The sequence below is a fragment of the Microbacterium sp. CCNWLW41 genome (assembly GCF_037083505.1).
Genome location: NZ_JBAOJP010000002.1, coordinates 336,795 through 357,904, shown reverse-complemented (window position 1 = coordinate 357,904; position 21,110 = coordinate 336,795). Strand labels below are relative to the sequence as shown.

The window sequence follows — 21,110 nt, the reverse complement described above, 5'->3', positions numbered from 1 at the left end:
TCCGCGTCAGGCCAGGCCGAGCCGCACGAGCTCCGCAGGCTCGAGCATGCGCGAACGGATCAGGAATCGCTTCCCCGTCGGCGCCTCGACGCTGAATCCGGCGCCGCGCCCCGGCACCACGTCGATCGTCAGGTGCGTGTACTTCCAGTACTCGAACTGCGCCTCCGACATGTAGACCTCGACGGGATCGATCCCCGGCACGTCGAGAACCCCGAGGAGCACATCTCCCGGACCGGTCAGGAACATCCCGACCGGATAGCACATGGGCGACGACCCGTCGCAGCAGCCGCCCGACTGGTGGAACATGAGCGGACCGTGCCGCTCCGCGAGCTCCCGCAGCAGCGCGGCGGCAGCGGACGAGACGTCGACCCGATGCGACATGGCTTCCCCTTCCGATCGGCCCGGGCGGGCGCCGTCGGCACCCGCCCGGATCCTGCAGCACGGCTCAGAAGAACCCCATGGGGCCTTCCGCGTACGAGACGAGGAGGTTCTTCGTCTGCTGGTAGTGGTCGAGCATCTTCAGATGGTTCTCCCGACCGATCCCGGACTGCTTGTACCCGCCGAACGCGGCGTGCGCCGGGTACTGGTGATAGGTGTTCGTCCAGACCCGACCCGCCTCGATGGCGCGTCCCGCCCGGTAGGCCGTGTCCCCGCTGCGGCTCCAGACGCCCGCGCCCAGGCCGTACAGCGTGTCGTTCGCGATCGAGATCGCATCGTCGAAGTCGTCGAAGCTCGTGACGGAGAGCACCGGACCGAAGATCTCCTCCTGGAAGATCCGCATGTCGTTGGTCCCCTCGAACACCGTGGGGGCGACGTAGTAGCCCTCGCTGAGGTCGCCGCCGAGGTCCACCCGCTCCCCTCCCGTGAGGAGCTTCGCCCCGCCCTGCCGGCCGATGTCGATGTAGCTGAGGATCTTCTCCAGCTGGTCGTTGGACGCCTGGGCGCCGATCATGGTCGCCGGATCCAGCGGGTTCCCCTGGACGATCCTGCCGACCCGCTCCAGGCCGTCGGCGAGGAAGCCGTCGTAGATGGAGCGCTGGATCAGCGACCGGGAGGGGCACGTGCAGACCTCGCCCTGGTTCAGTGCGAAGAGGGTGAAGCCCTCCAGCGCCTTGTCGTAGAACGGGTCGGTCGTGTCTCGGGCGACGTCCTCGAAGAACAGGTTCGGAGACTTCCCACCGAGCTCCAGCGTGACGGGGATCAGGTTCTGCGAGGCGTACTGCATGATCAGCCGCCCCGTCGTCGTCTCCCCGGTGAAGGCCACCTTGCGGATCCGCTTGTGCGACGCGAGCGGCGCCCCGGCCTCGATCCCGAACCCGTTGACGATGTTCACCACGCCGGCCGGGAGGAGGTCCCCGATGATCTCGAAGAGGAACAGGATCGACGCGGGCGTCTGCTCGGCGGGCTTGAGGACCACGCAGTTGCCCGCGGCGAGCGCCGGAGCGAGCTTCCACGTCGCCATGAGGATCGGGAAGTTCCACGGGATGATCTGACCGACCACGCCCAACGGCTCGTGGAAGTGATAGGCCACGGTGTTCTCGTCGAGCTGGCTGAGCGAGCCCTCCTGCGCCCGGAGCACGCCGGCGAAATAGCGGAAGTGGTCGACGGCGAGCGGGATGTCGGCGGCGAGCGTCTCGCGCACGGGCTTGCCGTTCTCCCAGGTCTCCGCCACGGCGATGGCCTCGAGGTTCTCCTCGATCCGGTCGGCGATGCGATTGAGGATGACGGCGCGCTCGGCGGGGGTGGTGCGCTTCCAGGAGGCGAACGCCCGCCAGGCCGCGTCGACGGCACGGTCGATGTCCTCGGCCGTGCCGCGCCCCACCTCGGTGAAGGGCTTGCCATTGACGGGGCTCACGTTCTCGAAGTACTGCCCCTTCACCGGATCGACGAACTCGCCGCCGATGTAGTGGCCGTAACGGGAGCGGTAGGCGGCGACCGCTCCGGGCTGGCCGGGGGCGGCGTACGCGGTCGGGGCGCTCGTCTCGACGACGCCCTCTTCGACGATGGTCATGATGTCTCCTTCGACACTCGATCCGTACGACGCGGGCGGTGAACGGCCGGCCCGCGGTGGTGGACACGACGGTAGGCCGGGGGACGTTGCGTCCCGGTGCGCGACGTTGCATCGGGTTGCGACGCCGGGACGGGTCAGCCGCGTTCGAGCTTCTCGATGCGGCTGACCAGGCTCGCCCGCCGCGGCGACCGCGCAGGGAGCATCTCCAGGCACAGGCGCAGCACCTCGGCGTCCTCGGCGCCCTCCGGGATCTCGGCGTAGGCGAGCAGGACATCCACGCTGGCCTCGGCGAGCATCGCCTCGCGAAGGGTCGCACGCAGCGCCTCGCGCATCTCCTCGACGCCCGGCGCCGTCGATTCGGGCAGCACGGGTCCTCGGTAGGCGGAGAGCGCGACGCGGTGCGCGCCCCGGTCGATCAGGGACATCAGATCCTGCGCGTCCGTCTCCCACGGGATCGTCAGACGGTACGGGCGGGACTGTGGAACGAGATCGGGGCTCACGCGCTCCAGCACCTTGCGCAGGCGCACCATCTCCGGTCGCAGCGTGTCCGGAGTCCCCGACTCGCCGTAGACGAGGGCGGCGAGACGATCCGCGGAGAGTCCCTGCCGGTGCACCGCCAGCATGAGGAGGATCTCGGCGTGCCGCGCGCTGAGCTCGATCACGTCCTCGCGGTGGGCGCCGTCGACCTCGAGGCGCGCGCGATCGCGGCCGAGGACCTGCAGCCGCGCGCGCCGCGGCGCGTCGGCCGCGGTCGAGCGGCGACGGACGGCCGCACCCTCCCCCGCGCGCAGCCGGGCCACCAGCAGTTCGGCCTCCACCGCCCGCGCGGTCGCGTCCACGAGCATGCGCGCCTGCGGGGACACCGTCTCCGCGCCTCCGGTGACGTCGATCACGCCGAGGATCCGCCGGGTCTCCGGATCGAAGACCGGGGCGGCGGTGCACGACCAGGGCTGCACGAGGCGGTTGTAGTGCTCGGCCTGGTGGATCTGCACGGAATGCCCCAGTGCGAGGGCGGTCCCGGGAGCGGAGGTGCCGACCGTGTCCTCGGACCAGTTCGCCCCCTCCACGAAGCCCATGTCCGCCGACAGCAGGCGCTGGCTCCGGTCGCCCTCCACCCACAGCAGGCGTCCCGCATGGTCGCCCACCGCCACGATGACCCCGGAGTCCTCCGCCGACCCGGGCAGCAGCAGCCCGCGGATCATGTCCATCATCCCGGCGAGCGGGTGCCCGGAGCGATAGGCCTCCAACGCCTCGGCGGACAGGTCCAGGGGCGGCAGACCCTCGGCGCCCACTCGCCGGCGCCACGCCCGCTCCCACGACGCGCGCACGAGGGGGCGCACCTGCTGCAGGCGGTCGTCGGCGAGGTTGCCCGCGACGAGCTCCTCGTGGGCGCGCTCGACGAGGAGCCGCGACCCCTCCGGAGAGACGCCGTGCGACGCGGACCAGCCCGAGGTCACGAGTCCTCCGATCAGCGCTGACGGTGGTGCCCGGTCTCCGTCGCCTGCGGCGACCACCTGCGTCCGGTCCCGGGTGACCTCAGTGTAGGCCGAGGACGCGGCGGCGGGAACGGGCGTCCCGCCGCCGCACCGTGCCTCAGCGGCGCCGGACCTCCTGCCACAGCGCCCGCCGCTCGGCCTGGGCGACCGGGTCCGGGACGGGCAGCGCCGCCAGCAGCTCGCGGGTGTAGGGATCCTGCGGGTCGTTGAGCACCTGCGCCGTGGTCCCCTGCTCGCGGATCACGCCGCGCTGGAGCACGATGATCCGATCCGACACCGCGTCGATCACGGCCAGGTCGTGGCTGATGAACAGGGACGCGAAGCCGAGTTCCTGCTGCAGCTGCACGAACAGATCCAGCACCTTCGCCTGCACCGACACGTCCAGCGCGCTCGTGGGCTCGTCGGCGATGAGCAGCGTCGGGTCGAGGGACAGCGCCCGGGCCAGCGACGCGCGCTGCCGCTGCCCGCCGGAGAGCTCGTGCGGGTACCGGTCGCCGAAGTTCGCCGGCAGCCGTACGGCGTCCAGCAGCTCGTCCACGCGCGGCCGGGCGGCGGCGAGGCTCGCTGCCCGGCCGTGCACGATGAGCGGCTCCGCGATGCACTCGGCGATGGTCAGCAGCGGGTTGAAGCTCGTGGCCGGATCCTGGAAGACGAACCCGATCTCCGGGCGCAGGGGCGCCAACTGACGCGAGCGGACCCCGCGCATCTCCTGGCCGAGGACCCGGAGCGAGCCGCCGACGACCGTCGTCAGCCCCACGACCGCGCGGCCGATGGTGGTCTTGCCGGACCCGGACTCGCCGACCAGGCCGACGACCTCGCCGGGGCCGACCTCGAAATCGACGCCCTTCACCGCCACGAAGCCGCCGCGGCCGAACCGGCCGGGGTAGCCGATCTCGCACGCCTCGGCGACGATCACCGGGGCGCGGCCGGCGGACGGGCGCGGGGACTCCGGCGACGTTTCGTCCCGCTCCGCTCGCGGGGCGACCGAAGGGGCAGAAGACGCGGGCGAGGCGGACTTGCCCTGGCCGACGTGCGGCACGGCGGCGAGCAGCTCGCGCGTGTACTCCTCCCGCGGGGACGCGAACAGCTCGTGCACGGGGGCCTGCTCGACGATGTCGCCGCGGTACATCACGACGACGCGGTCGGCGAGGTCGGCCACCACGCCCATGTTGTGCGTGATGAGCACGATGGTCGCGCCGAACTCGTCCCGGCACGTGCGCAGCAGATCCAGGATCTCCGCCTGCACGGTGACATCGAGCGCCGTCGTCGGCTCGTCCGCGATGATGAGGCCCGCGTCGAGCACGAGCGCCATCGCGATGACGATGCGCTGCTTCTGCCCGCCGGAGAACTGGTGCGGGTAGTCGTCGACGCGCTTCTCCGGATCCGGGATCCCCACCTTCCGCAGGATCTCCACCGCGCGGGCGCGGGCATCCCGCTTGGACAGCGCGCCCTGGTTCGGCGAGCGGTGCGCCCGGAGCCCCTCCGCGATCTGCCAGCCGACCGGGTACACGGGGTTCAGCGCGGTCGACGGCTCCTGGAAGACCATCGCGGCGTCCCGCCCGCGCATCGCACGCAGCTTCGCCGGCGACGCGTGCACGACATCGGTCTCCTCGCCGCTGCGCGAGCGGACGAGCACCGCACCGGACATCGTGGCCGTCTCCGGCAGCAGGCCGAGCAGCGCGTTCGCGGTGACCGTCTTCCCGGATCCCGACTCGCCCACGATCGCCAGCACCTCGCCGGCGTGCGCCTCCAGGTCGATGCCCTTGACCGCCTGGACCGGGTCGCCGTCGGTCGCGAATGCGATCCGCAGGTCCCGGATCACCGCGGCGTCGTTGCGGAAGGAGCCGGCGGCTCCCGTCGTGTCCACGGCGCTCATGCCGCACCTCCCGCGCGACGGCGGGTGCGCAGTCGCGGATCGCTCAGATCGTTCAGGCTCTCGCCGACGAGGGTGATGCCCAGCACGACGAGCACGATCGCCACGCCGGGGAAGATGCTCGTCCACCAGATGCCGCTCGTGACGTCGGCCACGGCGCGGTTGAGGTCGTACCCCCACTCGGCCGCCGAGGTCGCCTCGATGCCGAACCCGAGGAAGCCGAGACCGGCCAGGGTCAGCAGGGCCTCCGAGGCGTTTAGCGTGATCACCACCGGCAGGGACCGGGTGGAGTTGCGCAGCACGTGCCGGACGAGGATCCGTCCGATGGGGACGCCGATCACCTTCGCCGACTCGACGAAGGGCTCGGCCCGCACCCGCACGACCTCCGCGCGGATCACGCGGAAGTACTGCGGCACGTACACCACCGTGATCGACAGCGCCGTGGCCCAGATCCCGGACCACAGCGTGGACCGGCCGCCGCTGATGACGATCGACATCACGATCGCCAGCAGCAGCGAGGGGAACGCGTAGATCGCGTCGCAGACGACCACGAGCACCCGATCGAGCCATCCGCCGAAGTAGCCGGAGACGAGCCCGAGGAGGATTCCGAGGAAGATCGAGCAGACGATCGCGGCGAGGATCACGAGCAGCGCCGTCTGCGCGCCCCACACCACCCGGGAGAAGACGTCGAAGCCGGAGACGGTGGTGCCGAGGATGTTCGTCGCGCTCGGCGGCTGCTGGGTGCCGAACTTGGTCCCGTCGACGGCCTGCTGCGCCCACGAGTACGGCGCGATGACGGGGGCGAGGGCGGCGACCACCACGAAGAAGGCGGTGATGACCAGGCCCGTGACGAGCATGCCGCGCTGGAGCCCGACGCTCTGGCGCAGGTGCGAGATCACCGGCACGCGCTCCGTCCAGCGGCGCTTGCGCGGTTTCATGGCCGCGAGCGCCTCCGTCTTCGGCGTCGGGAGGTCCCGGTTCACCGGCGTGCCGGTCGGCGGGTGGGCGGGAAGCGGTTCGCGCTCCATGTCAGTACCTCACCCTCGGGTCGATGAAGGCCGCGATGACGTCGACCAGGAAGTTCGTCACGGCGACGATCACGGCGATCATCACGACGATGCCCTGCACGGCCACGAAATCGCGCGCCTTCAGGTACTCGGCGAGCATGAAGCCGATCCCCTTCCATTCGAAGGTCGTCTCGGTGAGCACGGCGCCCGCGAGCAGCAGCGCGATCTGCAGCCCCATCACCGTGATGATCGGGATGAGGGCCGGACGGAAGGCGTGCTTGGTGACCAGCCGGAACTCGCGCACCCCGCGCGAGCGGCCCGAGGTGACGTACTGCTGGCCGAGCGTCCCGATCACGTTCGTGCGCACCAGACGCAGGAAGACGCCCGCGGTGAGCAGCCCGAGGGCGACCGCCGGGAGCACCGCGTGCCAGAGCACGTCGGCGATCGCGGGGCCGTTGCCGAGCCGGATCGCGTCGAGCAGGTAAATTCCGGTCGGGGTGTCGATGCCGCTCATCAGCAGCTCGGTGCGGGTGCCGGCGCGGCCCGAGACGGGCAGCCAGCCGAGCCAGACGGAGAAGACGAGCTTCAGGAGGAGGCCCACGAAGAAGATGGGGGTCGCGTACGCGAGGATCGCCATGATCCGAAGCGTCGCGTCCTGCCAGCGGTCGCGGCGGTACGCGGCCACCAGTCCGAGCGGGATGCTCACGACGAAGGCCACGATCAGCGCGTAGATCGCCAGCTCCAGCGTCGCGGACCCGTACTGCAGCAGGATCTCGGTGACCGGGCGCCGGTCCGTGATGGTGGTGCCGAAGTCTCCGCGGGCGATGCCGGCGAGGTACTCGAAGTACTGCAGGATCAGCGGGCGGTCGAAGCCCGCCTCGTGCACGCGCTCGGCGAGCTGGGCGGCGGGGAGCCGGCCGCCGAGGGCGGCGGTGATGGGATCGCCGGTGATCCGCATCAGGAAGAAGACCATGGTGACCAGGATCAGCACGGTCGGGATGATGAGCAGGAGCCGGACGACCACGTAACGCCACAGTCCGCCGCCCTGTGAGGCGGGTCGGGTCGCGGGCGTCAGCGTCGTCGGATCCGGGGTGAGGGCGTCGACGGACATGGGATGAACCTCTTCGTTCGAGTGCAGAGCGGATCGGGGCACCGCCGCGCGGGCGGTGCCCCGATCACCGGTGCGCTACTTGGTCAGCGGCGCGTAGCGGAACTTGAACGAGGCGTCGAGGGTGGTGCCCTGGACGTCGGCTCCGACGATCGCGACCTGCTTGCCCTGCAGCAGCGGCAGGGTGGAGAGGTCCTTCGCGACGAGCTCCTGGATCTTTCCGAGCTCCTCCAGGCGCTTGGTCTCGTCGGTCTCCGTCTGCGACGTCACGATGAGGTCGTTGACCTCCGGGTTGTCGTAGTGGTTGCCGAGGAAGTTCTCCTTGAGGAAGAACGGCGACAGGTAGTTGTCGGCGTCGGAGTAGTCCGGGAACCAGCCGAGCTGGTACGCCGGGTAGACGTCGGCGGTGCGGTCCTCGCTGTACTTGACCCACTCGGTCTGCTGGAGGTTGACGGTGAACAGACCGCCCTCCTCCAGCTGCGCCTTCACGGCGGCGTACTCGTCGCCCGAGGACGGACCGTAGTGGTCGCCGTTGTACTGCAGGTTCAGGGTCACCGGGGTCTGCACGCCAGCGGCCGTCAGCACCTCCTTCGCCTTGTCGAGCGAGGGGGCGCCGTTGCCGTCGCCGTAGAGCTCCTTGAGCGGCTCCGTCGCGCCCGGCAGGCCCTCCACGACCGGCGAGTACAGCGGGCTGTAGGTGTCCTTGTAGACGTCCTTGGCCAGGGCCGCGCGGTCCACGAGGTTCGCCGCCGCCTGGCGGACGGCGAGCGCCTTCGCCGGGTCGGCCTCGGGCGTGGTCGCGCCGAACGGCATCGTGTTGAAGTTGAACACGATGTAACGGCTCTCGCCGCCGGGGCCGTCCACGACCTTGACCTTGTCGTTCTTGGCCAGGTCCTCCACATCCGTGGCGGAGAGGCTGCGGAAGGCCACGTCGATGTCGCCGTTGCCGATCGCGAGCTTCAGGTTCGAGGCGTCGGCGTAGTACTTGACGCTCACCGCCGAGTTCTCGGCGGCACCGAGGTTGCCCTGGTAGTCCGCGTAGGGCTTGTAGGCGATGAGCTCGTTGACCTTGTAGCTGGTGATCTCGTACTGGCCGGCGAACGCCTTGCCCTTGACGATGTCGTCGTCGGCGGTCACGGCGTCGGCGGAGAAGACGTCCTCGTCGACGATGGGCCCTGCCGGGCTGGAGAGGATGAGCGGCCAGATCTGGTCGTCGCCGTTCTTCAGCGTGAACACGACGGTCGTGTCGTCCGGGGTCTCGACGCTGTCGAGGTTGCCCAGCAGGGACGCCGGGCCGTTCGGGTCGTTGATCTTCACCATGCGGTCGAACGTGAACTTCACATCGCTGGAGGTGAGGTCGTTGCCGTTGGCGAACTTCAGCCCCTTCTTCAGCGTCACCGTGTACTCGGTCGGCGAGGTGAACTCGGCCTTCTCTGCGATGTCGGGGGTGACCTCGGCCGTGCCGTACTCGCTGTTGAGCAGGAACGGGTAGATCTGGTTCATCACGGCGAAGGAGCCGTTGTCGTAGGAGCCGGCCGGGTCCAGCGACGTGATCTTGTCGGTGGTGCCGACGACGATCTCGCCGCCCCCGCCGCCGTCGGATCCCCCGTCGGATCCGCCGCCGCCGGTGCTGCTGGTGGCGCAGCCGGCGAGGACGAGGGCCGAGACGCCGAGCGCCCCGACGGCCAGGCCCAGGCGGCTTCGCCGGCCGAGCCGAGACGTGCTGTGGAATGACATATACACCTCTGTATCTGTTCCAATGACCGCAGTCCTCGCGGCCGAGTACCCGCGCCGTTCGGGGTCGGGGCGCGGACGCCCCATCTTAGGCACGCGGTTCCGTTTCCTGCGATACCCGGTCCGATCCGTGGTGTCGGTCGTGCCCGCCGAGGACGAGAGCGCCCCGGTGCGCGCGGCGGTCACGCCGCCTCGCGCACCGGGGAGAGAGCCGGAGGGAGAGTCGTCGTCGACGTCGCGCTCTCTCCGCGGCGGGGCCCCCGCTGGGGGGAATGAGAAGGGGCCCCACCGGGCTTCGGCGGCCGTCCGGTCGCCGAAGCATGCAGACGGGCACGAATCTCGCCCGATGACTCCATGTTTCCCGCTCGCCGCCTCCGATCCATCGGACCAGGGCACGATCTTGGGCGTCGTACCCCGGTACGACGCTCCCGGACCACCGGGGTCGACGCCTCGGACTCGCGTTTCGTGTACTACTGCGGGATGCGTGGTAGTGTGCCTCGCAACGCAGCCGTCGGCGCGGAGGAGGAGGGGCGATGGATACGACGCAGTTGCTCAAGGGCGTTCTGGACCTCGCGGTGCTCGCGGTGGTCCGGGACGAGGACGGCTACGGGTACGACATCGTTCGCCGTCTTCGCGACGCGGGGCTCGGCGACGTCGGGGACGCCTCGGTCTACGGCACCCTCCGGCGCCTCTACGCGGGCGGCGCCCTGTCGAGCTACGTGGTCCCCTCCGACGGCGGCCCGCACCGGAAGTACTACGCGATCAACCCGCAGGGCCGGCACATGCTCGAGGAGCAGACCACGACGTGGACGCACTTCGCCGTCGCGATGTCGGGCCTGCTCGCACCGCACGCGCCGATGCCCCCGGCGCCCCCGGCGGCGCCGTCCGCCGCGGCCCCGGCGATCACGAAGCCGCGGCCCTCCGTTCCCGGCGCCGGCGACGGCGCCGACCATCCCGACCGCATCGACACGGGAGCCCAGCGATGAACGACACCACCCTCTCCGCCGCCGACCGGATCCGCGCCTTCTCGGAGCGGGTTCGCGCCGAGCTCTCCGACCTCGGCGAGGAGGAGATCGAGGACCTCGCCGGCGGCCTCGTGGCCGACCTCACCGAGCAGGCCGCCGACGGCGGCGGGGAGATCGCGCTCGGCGACCCCGTCGCGTACGCGCAGGAGCTGCGCGCGGCGGCGGGCCTCCCGGAGCGGACCACCGCGCCCCCGAAGCCCGGGCTGCGCGAGCGCGCGACGGCGTGGCGGGAGTCGACGGCGGCCGCGGTGCGCGGGTCCCGTTTCGGCGCCTGGCTCCTGGACCTGGTGATCGCGCTGCGGCCCGTGTGGTGGGTGCTCCGTGGAGTCGGCCTGTACGCCCTGCTCGCGGGGATCGTCCAGTTCGGCCCGCGCACGCTCATCGGGCAGAGCGGGTTCGGCTCCCACGTCCTGAGCTGGCTGCTGCTGCTCGGGGTCGTGCTGCTCAGCATCCAGTGGGGGCGGGGGCGCTGGCTCCCGAGGAACGCGTTCCGGCACCTGCGCACCGTCGCGAGCGTCGTCGCCGTCCTCGTCCTCCCCTTCGCCGCGGGACAGCTCGCCACGATGGTGGTCAACGGCGAGAACAACGCCTTTGCGGGCGACGCGGAGTACCAGGTCCCCGGCGGCCTGCTCCTGGACGGCACCCAGGTGGGCAACGTCTTCGTCTACGACCGCGACGGGAACCTGGTCGACGGCGCGCAGCTCTACACCGACAAGGGCACGCCGCTGAACCTCTTCGGCGAGCAGAGCAGGGACATGAGCGACAGCGCGTTCTGGGGATGGTCCGGCGAGGACCACGTCCTCGTCCCCTTCTTCGACGCGCAGGGCCGACCGGTCTGGAACGCGTTCCCGCTGAACACCGCCCCGTTCGACCCCGGCACGGGCACGGCCGATCTCGACCGCACGAGCGTGCCGCAGCCGCCGTACCTGCGCGCGCCGGAGCGAGGGCTCCTCTCCCCTGCTCCGACGCCCGTCCCCACGCCGACCACGACCGCGGCGCCGACGCCCGGGACGACGGCCGAGCCGACGCCGGCCCCGACCGACGGCGCCCCCGGCGAGACGCCCGGCGACGAGGAGCCGTCGTCGTGAGCGAGCAGCGGATCGTCTCGATCGATATCACCTACCTCGTCGAGCAGGCCCTGCGCCCGGCGGCCCGACCCGACAGCGACGAGGACGACTCCGGTGAGGAGTGACGGCCCGTCAAGCCGTTCGCGGACGACAGCAGCGAGCGGAGTCTCGGCGGATCAGCCCCGGACAGCCCACCACTCGCGCAGGCGCTTCTCGGCCTCCTCGGGACCGACGACGCCCTCGTCCAGCCGCAGATCGAGGAGGAAGCGGTACGCCTCCCCCACCTCACGGCCCGGAGCGATGCCGAGGATGCGTTGGATGTCGTTGCCGTCGAGCTCGGGGCGGATGGCGTCGAGCTCCTCCTGCTCGCGCAGGGCCACGATCCGCGCCTCGATGTCGTCGTAGGCGGCGGCGAGCCGGGCGGCCTTGCGCCGATTGCGCGTGGTCACGTCGGCGCGGGTGAGGATGTGCAGACGCTCGAGCTGTGCGCCCGCGTCGCGGACGTAGCGGCGCACGGCCGAGTCGGTCCACGCGCCCTCCGCGTACCCGAAGAAGCGCAGGTGCAGTTCGATGAGCGCAGCGACCGCGTCGGTCGTCTCCTTGTCGAAGCGGAGCGCCTGGAGCCGCTTGCGCGCCATCCGCGCCCCGACCACGTCGTGGTGGTGGAAGGTGACGGCGCCGCCGGGCTCGAGCTTGCGCGTGCGGGGCTTGCCGATGTCGTGCAGCAGCACCGCCAGGCGCAGCGTCGCGTCGGCCGGCGCGCCCGGGTGCCGCGAGCGCTCCAGGGCGATCGCCTGGTTCAACGCCGTCAGCGAGTGCTCGTAGACGTCCTTGTGGTGGTGGTGCTCGTCCACCTCGAGCCGCAGCGCGGGCACCTCCGGGAGGAACTCCTCGATCAGCCCGGTGTCGACGAGCACACGGATGCCGCGGACGGGATCATCCGTCTGCAGCAGGCGCATGAGCTCGCTCTGGATCCGCTCGGGGCTCACGATTCGCAGGCTCTCCCGCAGCCGCGCGACGGCGGCGAGCGTGCCCTCCTCGATGTCGAAGCCCAGCTGAGCGCAGAACCGCGCCGCGCGGAGCATGCGGAGCGGATCGTCGCCGAAGCTCACCTCGGGATCGCTGGGCGTGCGCAGCACCCCGGCCACGAGATCCTCGACGCCTCCGGTCGGATCGACCAGCGTGACCGCCGGCACGCGCAGGGCCATGGCGTTCACCGTGAAGTCGCGCCGGACGAGGTCGCCCTCGATCGTGTCGCCGAACTCCACGGCGGGCTTGCGCGTGGTCCCGTCGTAGCTGTCGGCGCGGTAGGTGGTGATCTCCACCTGCTCGCCCTGCACACGCGCCCCGATGGTGCCGAACTCGCGACCGATGTCCCACTGCGCGGTGGAGACGGGGGTGACGATGCGCAGGATCTCGTCCGGTCGCGCGTCGGTGGTGAAGTCCAGGTCGTGGGTGTCCCGCCCGAGCAGCGCGTCGCGCACGGGACCGCCCACGACGGCGAGCGCGAAGCCCGCCTCGTCGAACGCGGCGGCGAGGGTGCGGACGACCGGATCCTCGGCGAGCCCGCCCAGTCGTGCGAGTCCCTCGGCCATGTTGAGCATGGGTTCCAGGGTACCGGGCGGGGGCCTGGCCCCCGGTGCGGGGACTAGGCGGCGGGCGGCCCGATCGTCCCCCCGACGTCGCGGATCGCCTGCTGCTGCGCGCGGGTCGAGGACACGATCCACCCCGCCATCACCATGGCGCCGAGCGCCGCGACCGCCGCGATGATCCAGAACCCCTGATCCGGGTCGACGACCTCCAGGACGTACACCGCCACGACGGCGGCGGCGAGCAGCAGTCCTTCGACGATCGCGAAGCCGAGGAAGAACCGGGACCGCCGACGGGCGAAGTCCTCGTTGATCCGCCGCACGCGCGCCTGGGTGGAGTAGTCGGTGGGGCCCGTCATGCCTCCCAGGCTATCGATCCGGCGCGCGGGCGACGAGAGCGGGGGCCTCAGGGGTGCTGCTCGCTGTGGAACACGTCGTGCAGCGTCACGGTCGTGAGGCCCCGATCCGCGATGACCTGCGCGAGCTGGGGGAACACGGTCGTCACCGGCGCGTGGTTGAGGTGGCCGATCACGATGTGTTGCGGCAGGAACCACTCGTGTGCGAGCCGGACGATCTCCTCTGCCGGAATCAGCCCCGAGTCCGCGAGGGAGCCGTACCAGAGGGCGGGAGCGGTGTACCCGATCGAGGCCGCCGCCGCACGGACGCGCGCGTCGTGGAAGCCGTACGGCGGCCGGTAGAACGGGCGGGCGTCCACCCCGTACAGCTCGCCGATGCGGTCGTGCGTGCGTTGCAGCTCATCGCGGATGCCCTGATCGGAGAGGGTCTGCAGGTCGGGGTGACTCCAGGTGTGGTTCGCCAGCTGCACCTGGCCGGTGCCCACCAAGGGCGCGAGGACGTCGACGTTGTCGGCCCAGGACGCATAGGAACCGGTCACGAACAGGGTGAGCCGGGTGCCGGTCGTCGCGGCGAACTCGGCGTAGGCGCGCACCACCGCGGAGTCGGATCCGTCGTCCACCGTCCAGGCGAGCAGACTCCCCTCTCCGGGCAGCGCGGTGAAGGCCTCGTGCGGCGCCGGGACGCGGTCGAGCGCAGGAGCCGACGGGGGCGGCGGCGGGGTGGGCGGCGACGGCACGACGGCCTCGGGGGCGCTGGACGCCGGGGCGGTCGCGCGCGGCGTGGCGGAGGGCCGGGGCGCCGCGGGCTCGACGAGATGCGGTGCGCACCCGGCGGCGAGCAGCGCCAGCGCCGACACCGAGGCGCCGAGGAAGGCCCGTCGTCCGGACGAGACGGGAGCGTCCGCGCCACGCGCTCCCCCGATCCTCCCGGCGGCCATCCGTCCTCCTCGCTCCGACGGGGTCCTCGGCCCGTCGCGGGCCACGGTAGGGGGCCCGGCGGTGCGCGTGCGCACCCGCCCGGCGCACGCGCACGATCCCGCGGCTTCCGCGCACCGCGGCGTGCGGGAAACCCCGTAGAGGGCCGGACCTCCGGCTAGGAGACGCCACGCGCGCGGCGCGACAGGAGAAGCGCGACCAGTTCGGCGCGGGAGCGCACGCCGAGGGAGTTATAGACCCGCCCGAGGTGCACCTCCACCGTCCGGTCCGAGATGCCCAGCGCGTCGCCGATCGCGCGGTTGGTCCGCCCTTCCGCCACGAGGACCGCCACGTCCCACTGCCGCGGGGTGAGGGCGCTCCGCAGCGACGGGGTCGTCGGGATGAGCAGCTCCTTGCGTGCCACCGCACTCGTCCGCGGACCCGGGAGGTCGTCCTGGATCGAGAAGTCCAGGACCGTGGCGGGACGCACTTCGCCGAGCACCTCGGCGAAGCCGGACGACAGATCCGGGGCGTGATCCCGCAGCAGCCGCACGGCGCTGGCCGTGATGCCGCCGGCCAGATGGGTCATCGGCAGGCGGCGGAGCGACTCCCGCAGAGCCGCCGCGGCGCCGGCGAAGTCGCCCGTGTGCAGCAGGAACCCCGTGTGCTGCCCCCTCAGGTACGCGTCCACGAGCGGGGACAACGGCCCCGGCTCGACCCGCCACGGCCAGGCAGGGCGGGATCCCATCGCCGCGAGCATGAGCCGCGTGTGGATCGCGTCGACCTCGTCGCGGTCGGTCGTCCAGGCCGCGACGATCTCCTCGATCCCGGAGATGATGACGTGGTCGGACGCGGTGACCGAGGCCGCGCGCAGGCCCACCACCTGAGCGCCGATCTGGGCGAGCACCGGCGGGTCCGCGCGGACGCCGTGCAGGAAGTCCTCCGCGGCTGCGCGCCCCGCCGCCGCCTCCGCATGCAGCGGCGCGGCGGACGGATCCTGCAGGACGCGGACGAAACCGGAGCGGGCGTCCGCGAAGCAGCCGAGGGCCAGCGCCGCCCGCGCGAAGAGGTGATGGCCCCGGGCGCGCAGGGCGCCGCCGCCGCGTCGGGTCAGCAGCCGTCCGCACTCCAGGGCGCCGTGGACCGACCCGGCGGCGAGCAGCTGCTCGCCGAAGCGGGCGAGCTCGCGCTGCGTGGACTCGTCGGCGGAGGACGAGTGGCACGCGTGCCAGGCCGCCCGGCTGCGTTCGCCGCGCTGTCGCAGCGCTCGGGCGAGGGCCGCATGGACCTCCGCGGCGTTCGGTGCCGCGGCCAGCACCGCGGCGCGCGCCCCGGCGGAGGTGAACCGCATCCGCCCGTCGTCCCATTCCAGGAGCCGGCTCATCCCCGGCGCCAGCATCACCGAGGCGTCGATGCCCGACGCCCCCAGGACGACCTCGATCCGATCCGTCGTGGACAGCGCGGCCGTCAGCAGCAGGTGTCGTCCCGCCGCGCCCACGGCCTCGAGCATCGGCGCATACCGTGCCCGCACCGATGCGGGGGCGGGCAGCACGAGCGGCAGCGCCTCCATGCCCGTCAGCTGTCCCGGCGTCAGCGCATTGGACATCTCGGCGGCATCGCCCGCCGACATCTCACCGAGCTCGGCCATGGCCCCCGCGACGTGCGGTGCGACCGGTCGCCCGATCCGCTGGAGTGCGTCGATCACGTGAACGGCGCGATCCATCCCTTCGTTCCCCTTCCGCCCCCCAGCGGTTCCCGCGATTCTATGAGCGCTCCGCCGCGCAGGGCTACGGACGTGCTCGTACGGCCTTTCTCCTAGGGGATTCCCCGTAGATCCCCGGTGCGCGGCGCGGCAGGACCCCGGGGGCGGGACCGGCCCGGTCGCGCATCACCGAACGGTGGCCGCGACCGTCATTAGGATCAGGGCATGGTGAGGCGAAATACCGGTGAATCGGCGCGCAGGAGCGGGAAGCGGAGCGATCCGGAGGGCACCGGCGACGGGGACGCGGACGGGGCGTCGGAGGCGTCCGGGTCCCGGACCTCCCGACGCGACTTCCTGCGCCTGGGCGGAACCGCCGCCGCCGGCGCGATCCTCGGCGGCGGCGCCGGCGCGTCCATCGGGTTCGCCCTCGGGCAGAAGGAGGGCTTCGCGGAGGCGGCGAACGACTACGGCGCCCTCGCTCCGCGGCACGCGCCCGGCTTCGACCACATCGTCGTGGTGATGGGCGAGAACCGGTCGTTCGACAACCTCCTCGGCTACCTCTACTCCAAGGAGAACCTTCCCGAGGGGCAGCAGTTCGACGGCCTCGCGTTCGGCGAGTACTACAACGAGCTCGACGGGCAGCGCATCGACGCGCACGTCTACGAGGGGCCCACGGACACCATCATGACCTACCCGGATCCGGATCCGGGCGAGGAGTTCCCCCACGTCAACACACAGATCTTCAACACGATCAACCCCGCCGGCAACGCGGAGCTGTACGTCGAGAGCATGCAGGCGCCGTACAACGCGCCCGACGCCGGGCAGCAGCCGACCATGAGCGGCTTCGTCACCGACTACCTCGTCAACTTCATGCGGCTGAAGAAGGGCAAGGCGCCGTCCCTGGAGGAGGTGTCGCGCATCATGGGGTCCTTCTCCCCCGAGATGCTCCCCACCCTGTCGACCCTCGCGCGCGAGTTCGCGGTGTTCGACGCCTGGTTCTGCGCGGTGCCCTCCCAGACGTTCTGCAACCGCTCCTTCTTCCACGCATCGACCTCGCACGGCTTCGTGACGAACAAGCACGGCGGCGGCTACAACAAGTGGCTCGACGCCCATCCCGCACCGACGATCTTCAACCGGCTGGAGGACGCCGGGATCAGCTGGAAGATCTACTTCGACGAGCTGCAGATGGTCTCGTTCACGGGTGTGCTGCACGCGCCGGTCCTGGAGAAGTTCTGGCGCACCGAGCACTTCGGGACCATGGACGACTTCTACGCCGACGCCGAGCACGGGGAGCTGCCCGCCTACGCGTTCATCGAGCCGAGGATGGTCTACAACCACAACGACTTCCACCCGCCGTTCGGCCACCTGCACGCGAGCGAGGTCGACGGGTCGGAGATCATCAACAGCGCCCACTCGGACGTGCGCGCCGGGGACGAGCTCATCCACGACATCTACACGGCGATCAAGGAGAGCAAGACGCCGAACGGATCCAACGCGGTCAACACCCTCCTGCTGATCACGTTCGACGAGCACGGCGGGACCTATGACCACGTCGCCCCGCCGACCGCCACCCCGCCGGACGACTCCGGCAAGGGCGAGATGGGCTTCGAGTTCGACCGGCTCGGCTGCCGCGTGCCCGCGATCGCGGTCTCGGCCTACACGCGTCGCGGCACGGTCATCAACGACGAGATGCACCACGGCTCGGTGATCGCCACGCTCAACCGCCTGCACGGGCTCAAGCCCCTGACCCGGCGCGACGCGACGGCGAACGACCTGTTCAGCGTCATCAACCTCGACAAGCCCCGGCATCCGGCGGACTGGCCGGAGACCCGCCCGTCGTTCACCCCTCCGAACCCGGAGGAGACGCCGCCGCACCCCGCGCACGCCCACAAGGACAAACCCCTCACGCCGCCCGCGCACGGGCTGCTCGGGCTGCTCCTGGCCCGGTACGGCCTGCCGGACGACGAGGCGCCGCAGACCTTCATGGACGCGTACAACCTGCTGCACAAGCACGGGCGCGGACTGTTCGGTCCTCCCGGGGAGGATGACGCCGGCTGACCCGGCCGGACGCGGATCCGGGTCGCTGGATCCGGGTCGCCAGATCCGGGTCGCTGGATCCGGGTCGCCAGATCAGGCGGACGCGCGAGTTCAGGCAGAAAGCACATGAGATTGCCTGAGCTCGCGCGTTCGCCTGTTCTCACGCGGTCGGTCGTCAGGTGATCGGGTCGCCCTGGACCGGGCCCTCGGTGTTCGACTTCCAGCCCAGTGCCGGTGCGACGTGCTCGGCGAAGGCCTGCAGCACGTGCAGGTTGTACTCGGGACCGAGCTGGTTCGGGATCGTGAGCATCAGCGTGTCCGCGGCCATCACGGCCTCGTCCTGCTTCAGCTGCGAGATCAGGACGTCCGGCTCGGCGGCGTAGGTCTTGCCGAAGGTCGACCGATAGCCGTCGATGATTCCGATCTGGTCGTGGTTCTCCTCCGACCGCAGGCCGAAGTAGGCGCGGTCGCGGTCGTCCACGAGCGGGAAGACGCTGCGGCTCACCGACACCCGCGGCGCGCCGGTGTGCCCGGCCTCGCGATACGCCGCGCGGAACAGGTCGATCTGCTCGCGCTGCAGCTCGTGGAACGGCACGCCGGTCGCCTCGGTCAGGAGGGTCGAGCTCATCATGTTCAGCCCGCGTCGGCCGGTGTCCTCCGCGGTGGCGCGGGAGCCGGATCCCCACCAGACGTGGTCCCGGAGCGTCGCCGATCGCGGCTCGACCGGCAGGTATCGCCCCTCGCCCACCATGCGCGGATCACCCGGAGCCACACCGGCGCCGTCGATCGCCTCCAGGAACAGGTCGAACTTCTCGCGCGCCAGATCCGCTCCACGTGGGTCCTCCGCCCCGGTGTAGCCGAACGCCTCGTAGCCGCGCAGCGCGGTCTCGGGTGACCCCCGGCTGACGCCCAGCGCGATCCGCCCGTCGGCGATGAGGTCCAGCGCCGCCGCCTCCTCCGCGAACTGCAGCGGGTTCTCGTACCGCATGTCGATGACGCCCGTGCCGACCTCGATGCGTGAGGTCGTCGCGGCCATCGCGGACAGCAGCGGCATCGGGGACGCCGCCTGTCGGGCGAAGTGATGCACGCGGACGTAGGCCCCGTTGACGCCGATCTCGTCGGCCCCCTGCGCGATCTCGATCGTCTGCTTGAGCATCTCCCCGGCGGTACGGGTGACCGATCCGGGCACGTTCGCGTAGTGCCCGAACGAGAGGAATCCGAAAGCCTTCATGATCTATGCGAACGTATGGATCCACCCCCGCATTCCCCCCCCCTCCCCTCCCCCCTCCCCCCTCTGCCGGGGTTCGGGGCGGGATCCGGGGGTTCGGGGCGGTTCCCGAGGCCGATCCACCCCAGATCGGACCCCGAACCCGGAATGGCGCGAGGTGGGGCGGGATCCGGGGTTGGGGCGAGGTCCGGGGGATTGGGGCGGTCGGTGGGGCCGGATCTCCCCGGAACCGGCCCCGAAACCGCGCGACGGACCCCGAAACCGCGCGAGGGGGCCCGAAACCCGGCGAGGGACGGGCGAGGGTCAGGTGAGGGCGGGGATGAGGAAGCCGTCGATGACGAGGTCGCGGATGCGGGGCCGCATGTCGGCCCAGAGGGCGTCCAGCGGCACCTCGAAGAGGTCCGCGAGCGCCTGGACGATCTGGCCGACCGTCAGCTCGCCGTCGCACGCCCCGACGAATCCCGCGAGCGCCGGGTCCACCGCCACGGTCCGTCCGAAGCCGCCGCCCTGGCGCAGCTCGATGACGCTGGGCGCCTCCTGCCCCGGAAGATGGTGGCGCGCCTCGGTGACGTCGGGCGCCGCGACGAGCCGGGGCGGGATCCCGCCGGCCAGGAGGTCGTGGGCGCGCAGGCCCTGCCGCAGCGCCGTGCCGACGCCCGAGACCGCCTGCTCGATCCGCTCGAACCGACGCAGCCGCCCGCCGCCACCGTCACTCGCGTCGCCACCGCGTTCCGCGACGGTCGACGCCGTGCGGGTCGACTCCGGATCCGCCGCCCCGCGGGGAACCCCCGCGCCGGACGACTCCCGATCCGTGGTCGGCAGATCGAGCCCGGACGGCCGGCGGAGCAGGACGTAGCCGAAGCCCACCGCCGTGACGTCGCGCTCGGCGAAGTCATCCAGCCACGCCTCCAGCAACGGCTCGAACCCGCCATCGCGCGGGGTGGTGCCGCCGTCCCGGATCCACAGCTCGGCGTAACCGAGGGGCGTCAGCCGCTCGCGCTCGATCACCCACGCGTCGAGGTCGTCGGGGATCCAGGAGCGGACACGCTCGAGGCCGTCCACGCCGGAGCGGGTCTCCCAGTTCCCGAGGAGCTGCGCCGCGCCGCCGGGGGCCAGATGGGCCGGCGCCTCACGGATGAAGCCCTCCACCAGCGCGTCGCCGACGAGCCCGCCGTCCCGGTACTCGTAGGCCGGGACGCCCTCGGCCCGGGGCGTGATGACGAACGGCGGGTTCGAGACGATGAGCCCGAAGGACTCCCCGGCGACCGGGGCGAACATGCTGCCGAAGCGGAACTCGATGTTCTCGACGCCCGCCAGCCGGGCGTTCAGCTCCGCGTACGCCAGCGCCCGCGCGGAGATGTCCGTGGCGACGACGTGTCCGGCGTGCCGTGAGACGAGAAGCGCCTGGATCCCGCAGCCCGTGCCGAGGTCGAGCGCACGGTCGACCTGCTCCGGCATGACGAGCGACGCGAGCGTCCGGGACGCCCCGCCGACCCCCAGCACGTGGTCCGGCGGAAGCGGCCCGCCCAGCGCGACCTCGTCCAGGTCGCTCGCGATCCACCACTCCCCCACGCCGTCGGCGTCGACGAAGGACTGGGGTCGGATCAGTGCCGCCGGTGCGACGACGTCGCCGTCGCGGGCGGCGAGCCCGAGCGCCTCGATCCCGTCGATCCCGACCGTCGGGAGGGCGGCCGCCACGTCCGCGACGGGCTGCGGCAGACCCACGACGAAGAGGCGCCCGAGGGTGGCGAGCGGATCCGTCCGGTGCGCGATCGCGTGCAGCAGCGGGGATCGGATGCCACGTGCCAGGGCGTCGTCGGCGTCGTCGCCCCAGGCGGCCCGGAGGGACTCGGAGCGCAGGTCGGCGGCGTCGAGGTCGGCGGCGAGCGCCGCGCACATCCGGGCGTCGGGTCGCGGGTCGAGGTGGGGAGGCACGGCGTCACTCTACGCGGATGGTCCCGG

The 21,110-nt window shown here is 71.7% G+C and carries 16 protein-coding genes; 3 read left to right on the top strand and 13 right to left on the bottom strand.

Features of this window, described 5'->3' with window-relative positions; genetic code table 11:
* Window positions 1–6 precede the first annotated feature (6 nt).
* From V6R91_RS09450 to V6R91_RS09420, 7 genes are all read right to left on the bottom strand, one after another.
* On the bottom strand, window positions 7–381 hold the full coding sequence (locus V6R91_RS09450; RefSeq protein WP_336395263.1) for a DUF779 domain-containing protein: 375 nt from the start codon (window positions 379–381) through the stop codon (window positions 7–9).
* 64 nt (window positions 382–445) lie between these two features.
* On the bottom strand, window positions 446–2,011 hold the full coding sequence (exaC, locus tag V6R91_RS09445; RefSeq protein ID WP_067249132.1) for an acetaldehyde dehydrogenase ExaC: 1,566 nt from the start codon (window positions 2,009–2,011) through the stop codon (window positions 446–448).
* A gap of 134 nt (window positions 2,012–2,145) precedes the next feature.
* Window positions 2,146–3,468: a GAF domain-containing protein gene (locus V6R91_RS09440; protein ID WP_336395262.1), complete on the bottom strand. Its 1,323-nt coding sequence runs from the start codon at window positions 3,466–3,468 to the stop codon at window positions 2,146–2,148.
* A gap of 136 nt (window positions 3,469–3,604) precedes the next feature.
* Window positions 3,605–5,383 carry an ABC transporter ATP-binding protein gene (locus V6R91_RS09435; protein WP_336395261.1) on the bottom strand — a complete coding sequence of 593 codons (1,779 nt, stop codon included), beginning with the start codon at window positions 5,381–5,383 and terminating at the stop codon, window positions 3,605–3,607.
* Complete coding sequence (locus tag V6R91_RS09430; protein WP_231821561.1) at window positions 5,380–6,318, bottom strand: ABC transporter permease; 939 nt, start codon at window positions 6,316–6,318, stop codon at window positions 5,380–5,382. The genes V6R91_RS09435 and V6R91_RS09430 overlap by 4 nt, the downstream gene beginning before the upstream one ends.
* A 91-nt stretch (window positions 6,319–6,409) precedes the next feature.
* Window positions 6,410–7,498 (bottom strand): ABC transporter permease, encoded by a 1,089-nt coding sequence (locus V6R91_RS09425; protein WP_067249136.1) that lies wholly within the window; start codon window positions 7,496–7,498, stop codon window positions 6,410–6,412.
* 75 nt (window positions 7,499–7,573) lie between these two features.
* Window positions 7,574–9,232 (bottom strand): ABC transporter substrate-binding protein, encoded by a 1,659-nt coding sequence (locus V6R91_RS09420; RefSeq protein WP_336395260.1) that lies wholly within the window; start codon window positions 9,230–9,232, stop codon window positions 7,574–7,576.
* 530 nt (window positions 9,233–9,762) lie between these two features.
* Here V6R91_RS09420 and V6R91_RS36365 point away from each other — a divergent pair.
* Both V6R91_RS36365 and V6R91_RS09410 read left to right on the top strand, forming a co-directional pair.
* Entirely contained in the window at window positions 9,763–10,215 is a 453-nt protein-coding gene (locus V6R91_RS36365; protein ID WP_442928109.1) for a PadR family transcriptional regulator, read from the top strand.
* Window positions 10,212–11,342: a hypothetical protein gene (locus V6R91_RS09410; RefSeq protein WP_336395259.1), complete on the top strand. Its 1,131-nt coding sequence runs from the start codon at window positions 10,212–10,214 to the stop codon at window positions 11,340–11,342. Before V6R91_RS36365 ends, V6R91_RS09410 begins: the two co-directional genes overlap by 4 nt.
* Before the next feature lie 155 nt (window positions 11,343–11,497).
* On the opposite strand, the gene V6R91_RS09405 is transcribed toward V6R91_RS09410, so the two are convergent.
* The 4 genes from V6R91_RS09405 to V6R91_RS09390 all read right to left on the bottom strand — a co-directional run bounded on the left by V6R91_RS09405 (window position 11,498) and on the right by V6R91_RS09390 (window position 15,904).
* Window positions 11,498–12,925: a CCA tRNA nucleotidyltransferase gene (locus V6R91_RS09405; RefSeq protein ID WP_336395258.1), complete on the bottom strand. Its 1,428-nt coding sequence runs from the start codon at window positions 12,923–12,925 to the stop codon at window positions 11,498–11,500.
* A 44-nt stretch (window positions 12,926–12,969) separates the two neighbouring features.
* A complete protein-coding gene (locus V6R91_RS09400; protein WP_336395257.1) occupies window positions 12,970–13,269 on the bottom strand; it encodes a hypothetical protein in 300 nt (99 codons plus the stop codon).
* 47 nt (window positions 13,270–13,316) lie between these two features.
* Entirely contained in the window at window positions 13,317–14,204 is an 888-nt protein-coding gene (locus V6R91_RS09395) for a polysaccharide deacetylase family protein (RefSeq protein ID WP_336395256.1), read from the bottom strand.
* A 155-nt stretch (window positions 14,205–14,359) separates the two neighbouring features.
* Window positions 14,360–15,904: a helix-turn-helix transcriptional regulator gene (locus V6R91_RS09390; RefSeq protein ID WP_336395255.1), complete on the bottom strand. Its 1,545-nt coding sequence runs from the start codon at window positions 15,902–15,904 to the stop codon at window positions 14,360–14,362.
* A 204-nt stretch (window positions 15,905–16,108) separates the two neighbouring features.
* On the opposite strand from V6R91_RS09390, the gene V6R91_RS09385 reads away from it, so the two are divergent.
* Complete coding sequence (locus V6R91_RS09385) at window positions 16,109–17,941, top strand: alkaline phosphatase family protein (protein ID WP_336395254.1); 1,833 nt, start codon at window positions 16,109–16,111, stop codon at window positions 17,939–17,941.
* 154 nt (window positions 17,942–18,095) lie between these two features.
* On the opposite strand, the gene V6R91_RS09380 is transcribed toward V6R91_RS09385, so the two are convergent.
* On the bottom strand, window positions 18,096–19,151 hold the full coding sequence (locus V6R91_RS09380; protein ID WP_336395253.1) for an LLM class flavin-dependent oxidoreductase: 1,056 nt from the start codon (window positions 19,149–19,151) through the stop codon (window positions 18,096–18,098).
* Between the two features lie 300 nt (window positions 19,152–19,451).
* A complete protein-coding gene (locus V6R91_RS09375) occupies window positions 19,452–21,047 on the bottom strand; it encodes a class I SAM-dependent methyltransferase (RefSeq protein WP_336395524.1) in 1,596 nt (531 codons plus the stop codon).
* Window positions 21,048–21,110: the final 63 nt, after the last annotated feature.

What these genes read in the sequence shown, in the direction of transcription:
- V6R91_RS09380 (WP_336395253.1), bottom strand. Translation starts at nt 19,151, where the DNA reads ATGAAGGCTTTCGGATTCCTCTCGTTCGGGCACTACGCGAACGTGCCC.
- V6R91_RS09405 (WP_336395258.1), bottom strand. Translation starts at nt 12,925, where the DNA reads ATGCTCAACATGGCCGAGGGACTCGCACGACTGGGCGGGCTCGCCGAG.
- V6R91_RS09390 (WP_336395255.1), bottom strand. Translation starts at nt 15,904, where the DNA reads ATGGATCGCGCCGTTCACGTGATCGACGCACTCCAGCGGATCGGGCGA.
- V6R91_RS09420 (WP_336395260.1), bottom strand. Translation starts at nt 9,232, where the DNA reads ATGTCATTCCACAGCACGTCTCGGCTCGGCCGGCGAAGCCGCCTGGGC.
- V6R91_RS09425 (WP_067249136.1), bottom strand. Translation starts at nt 7,498, where the DNA reads ATGTCCGTCGACGCCCTCACCCCGGATCCGACGACGCTGACGCCCGCG.
- V6R91_RS09435 (WP_336395261.1), bottom strand. Translation starts at nt 5,383, where the DNA reads ATGAGCGCCGTGGACACGACGGGAGCCGCCGGCTCCTTCCGCAACGAC.
- V6R91_RS36365 (WP_442928109.1), top strand. Translation starts at nt 9,763, where the DNA reads ATGGATACGACGCAGTTGCTCAAGGGCGTTCTGGACCTCGCGGTGCTC.
- V6R91_RS09430 (WP_231821561.1), bottom strand. Translation starts at nt 6,318, where the DNA reads ATGAAACCGCGCAAGCGCCGCTGGACGGAGCGCGTGCCGGTGATCTCG.
- V6R91_RS09395 (WP_336395256.1), bottom strand. Translation starts at nt 14,204, where the DNA reads ATGGCCGCCGGGAGGATCGGGGGAGCGCGTGGCGCGGACGCTCCCGTC.
- V6R91_RS09410 (WP_336395259.1), top strand. Translation starts at nt 10,212, where the DNA reads ATGAACGACACCACCCTCTCCGCCGCCGACCGGATCCGCGCCTTCTCG.
- V6R91_RS09450 (WP_336395263.1), bottom strand. Translation starts at nt 381, where the DNA reads ATGTCGCATCGGGTCGACGTCTCGTCCGCTGCCGCCGCGCTGCTGCGG.
- V6R91_RS09375 (WP_336395524.1), bottom strand. Translation starts at nt 21,047, where the DNA reads ATGTGCGCGGCGCTCGCCGCCGACCTCGACGCCGCCGACCTGCGCTCC.
- V6R91_RS09400 (WP_336395257.1), bottom strand. Translation starts at nt 13,269, where the DNA reads ATGACGGGCCCCACCGACTACTCCACCCAGGCGCGCGTGCGGCGGATC.
- exaC (WP_067249132.1), bottom strand. Translation starts at nt 2,011, where the DNA reads ATGACCATCGTCGAAGAGGGCGTCGTCGAGACGAGCGCCCCGACCGCG.
- V6R91_RS09385 (WP_336395254.1), top strand. Translation starts at nt 16,109, where the DNA reads ATGGTGAGGCGAAATACCGGTGAATCGGCGCGCAGGAGCGGGAAGCGG.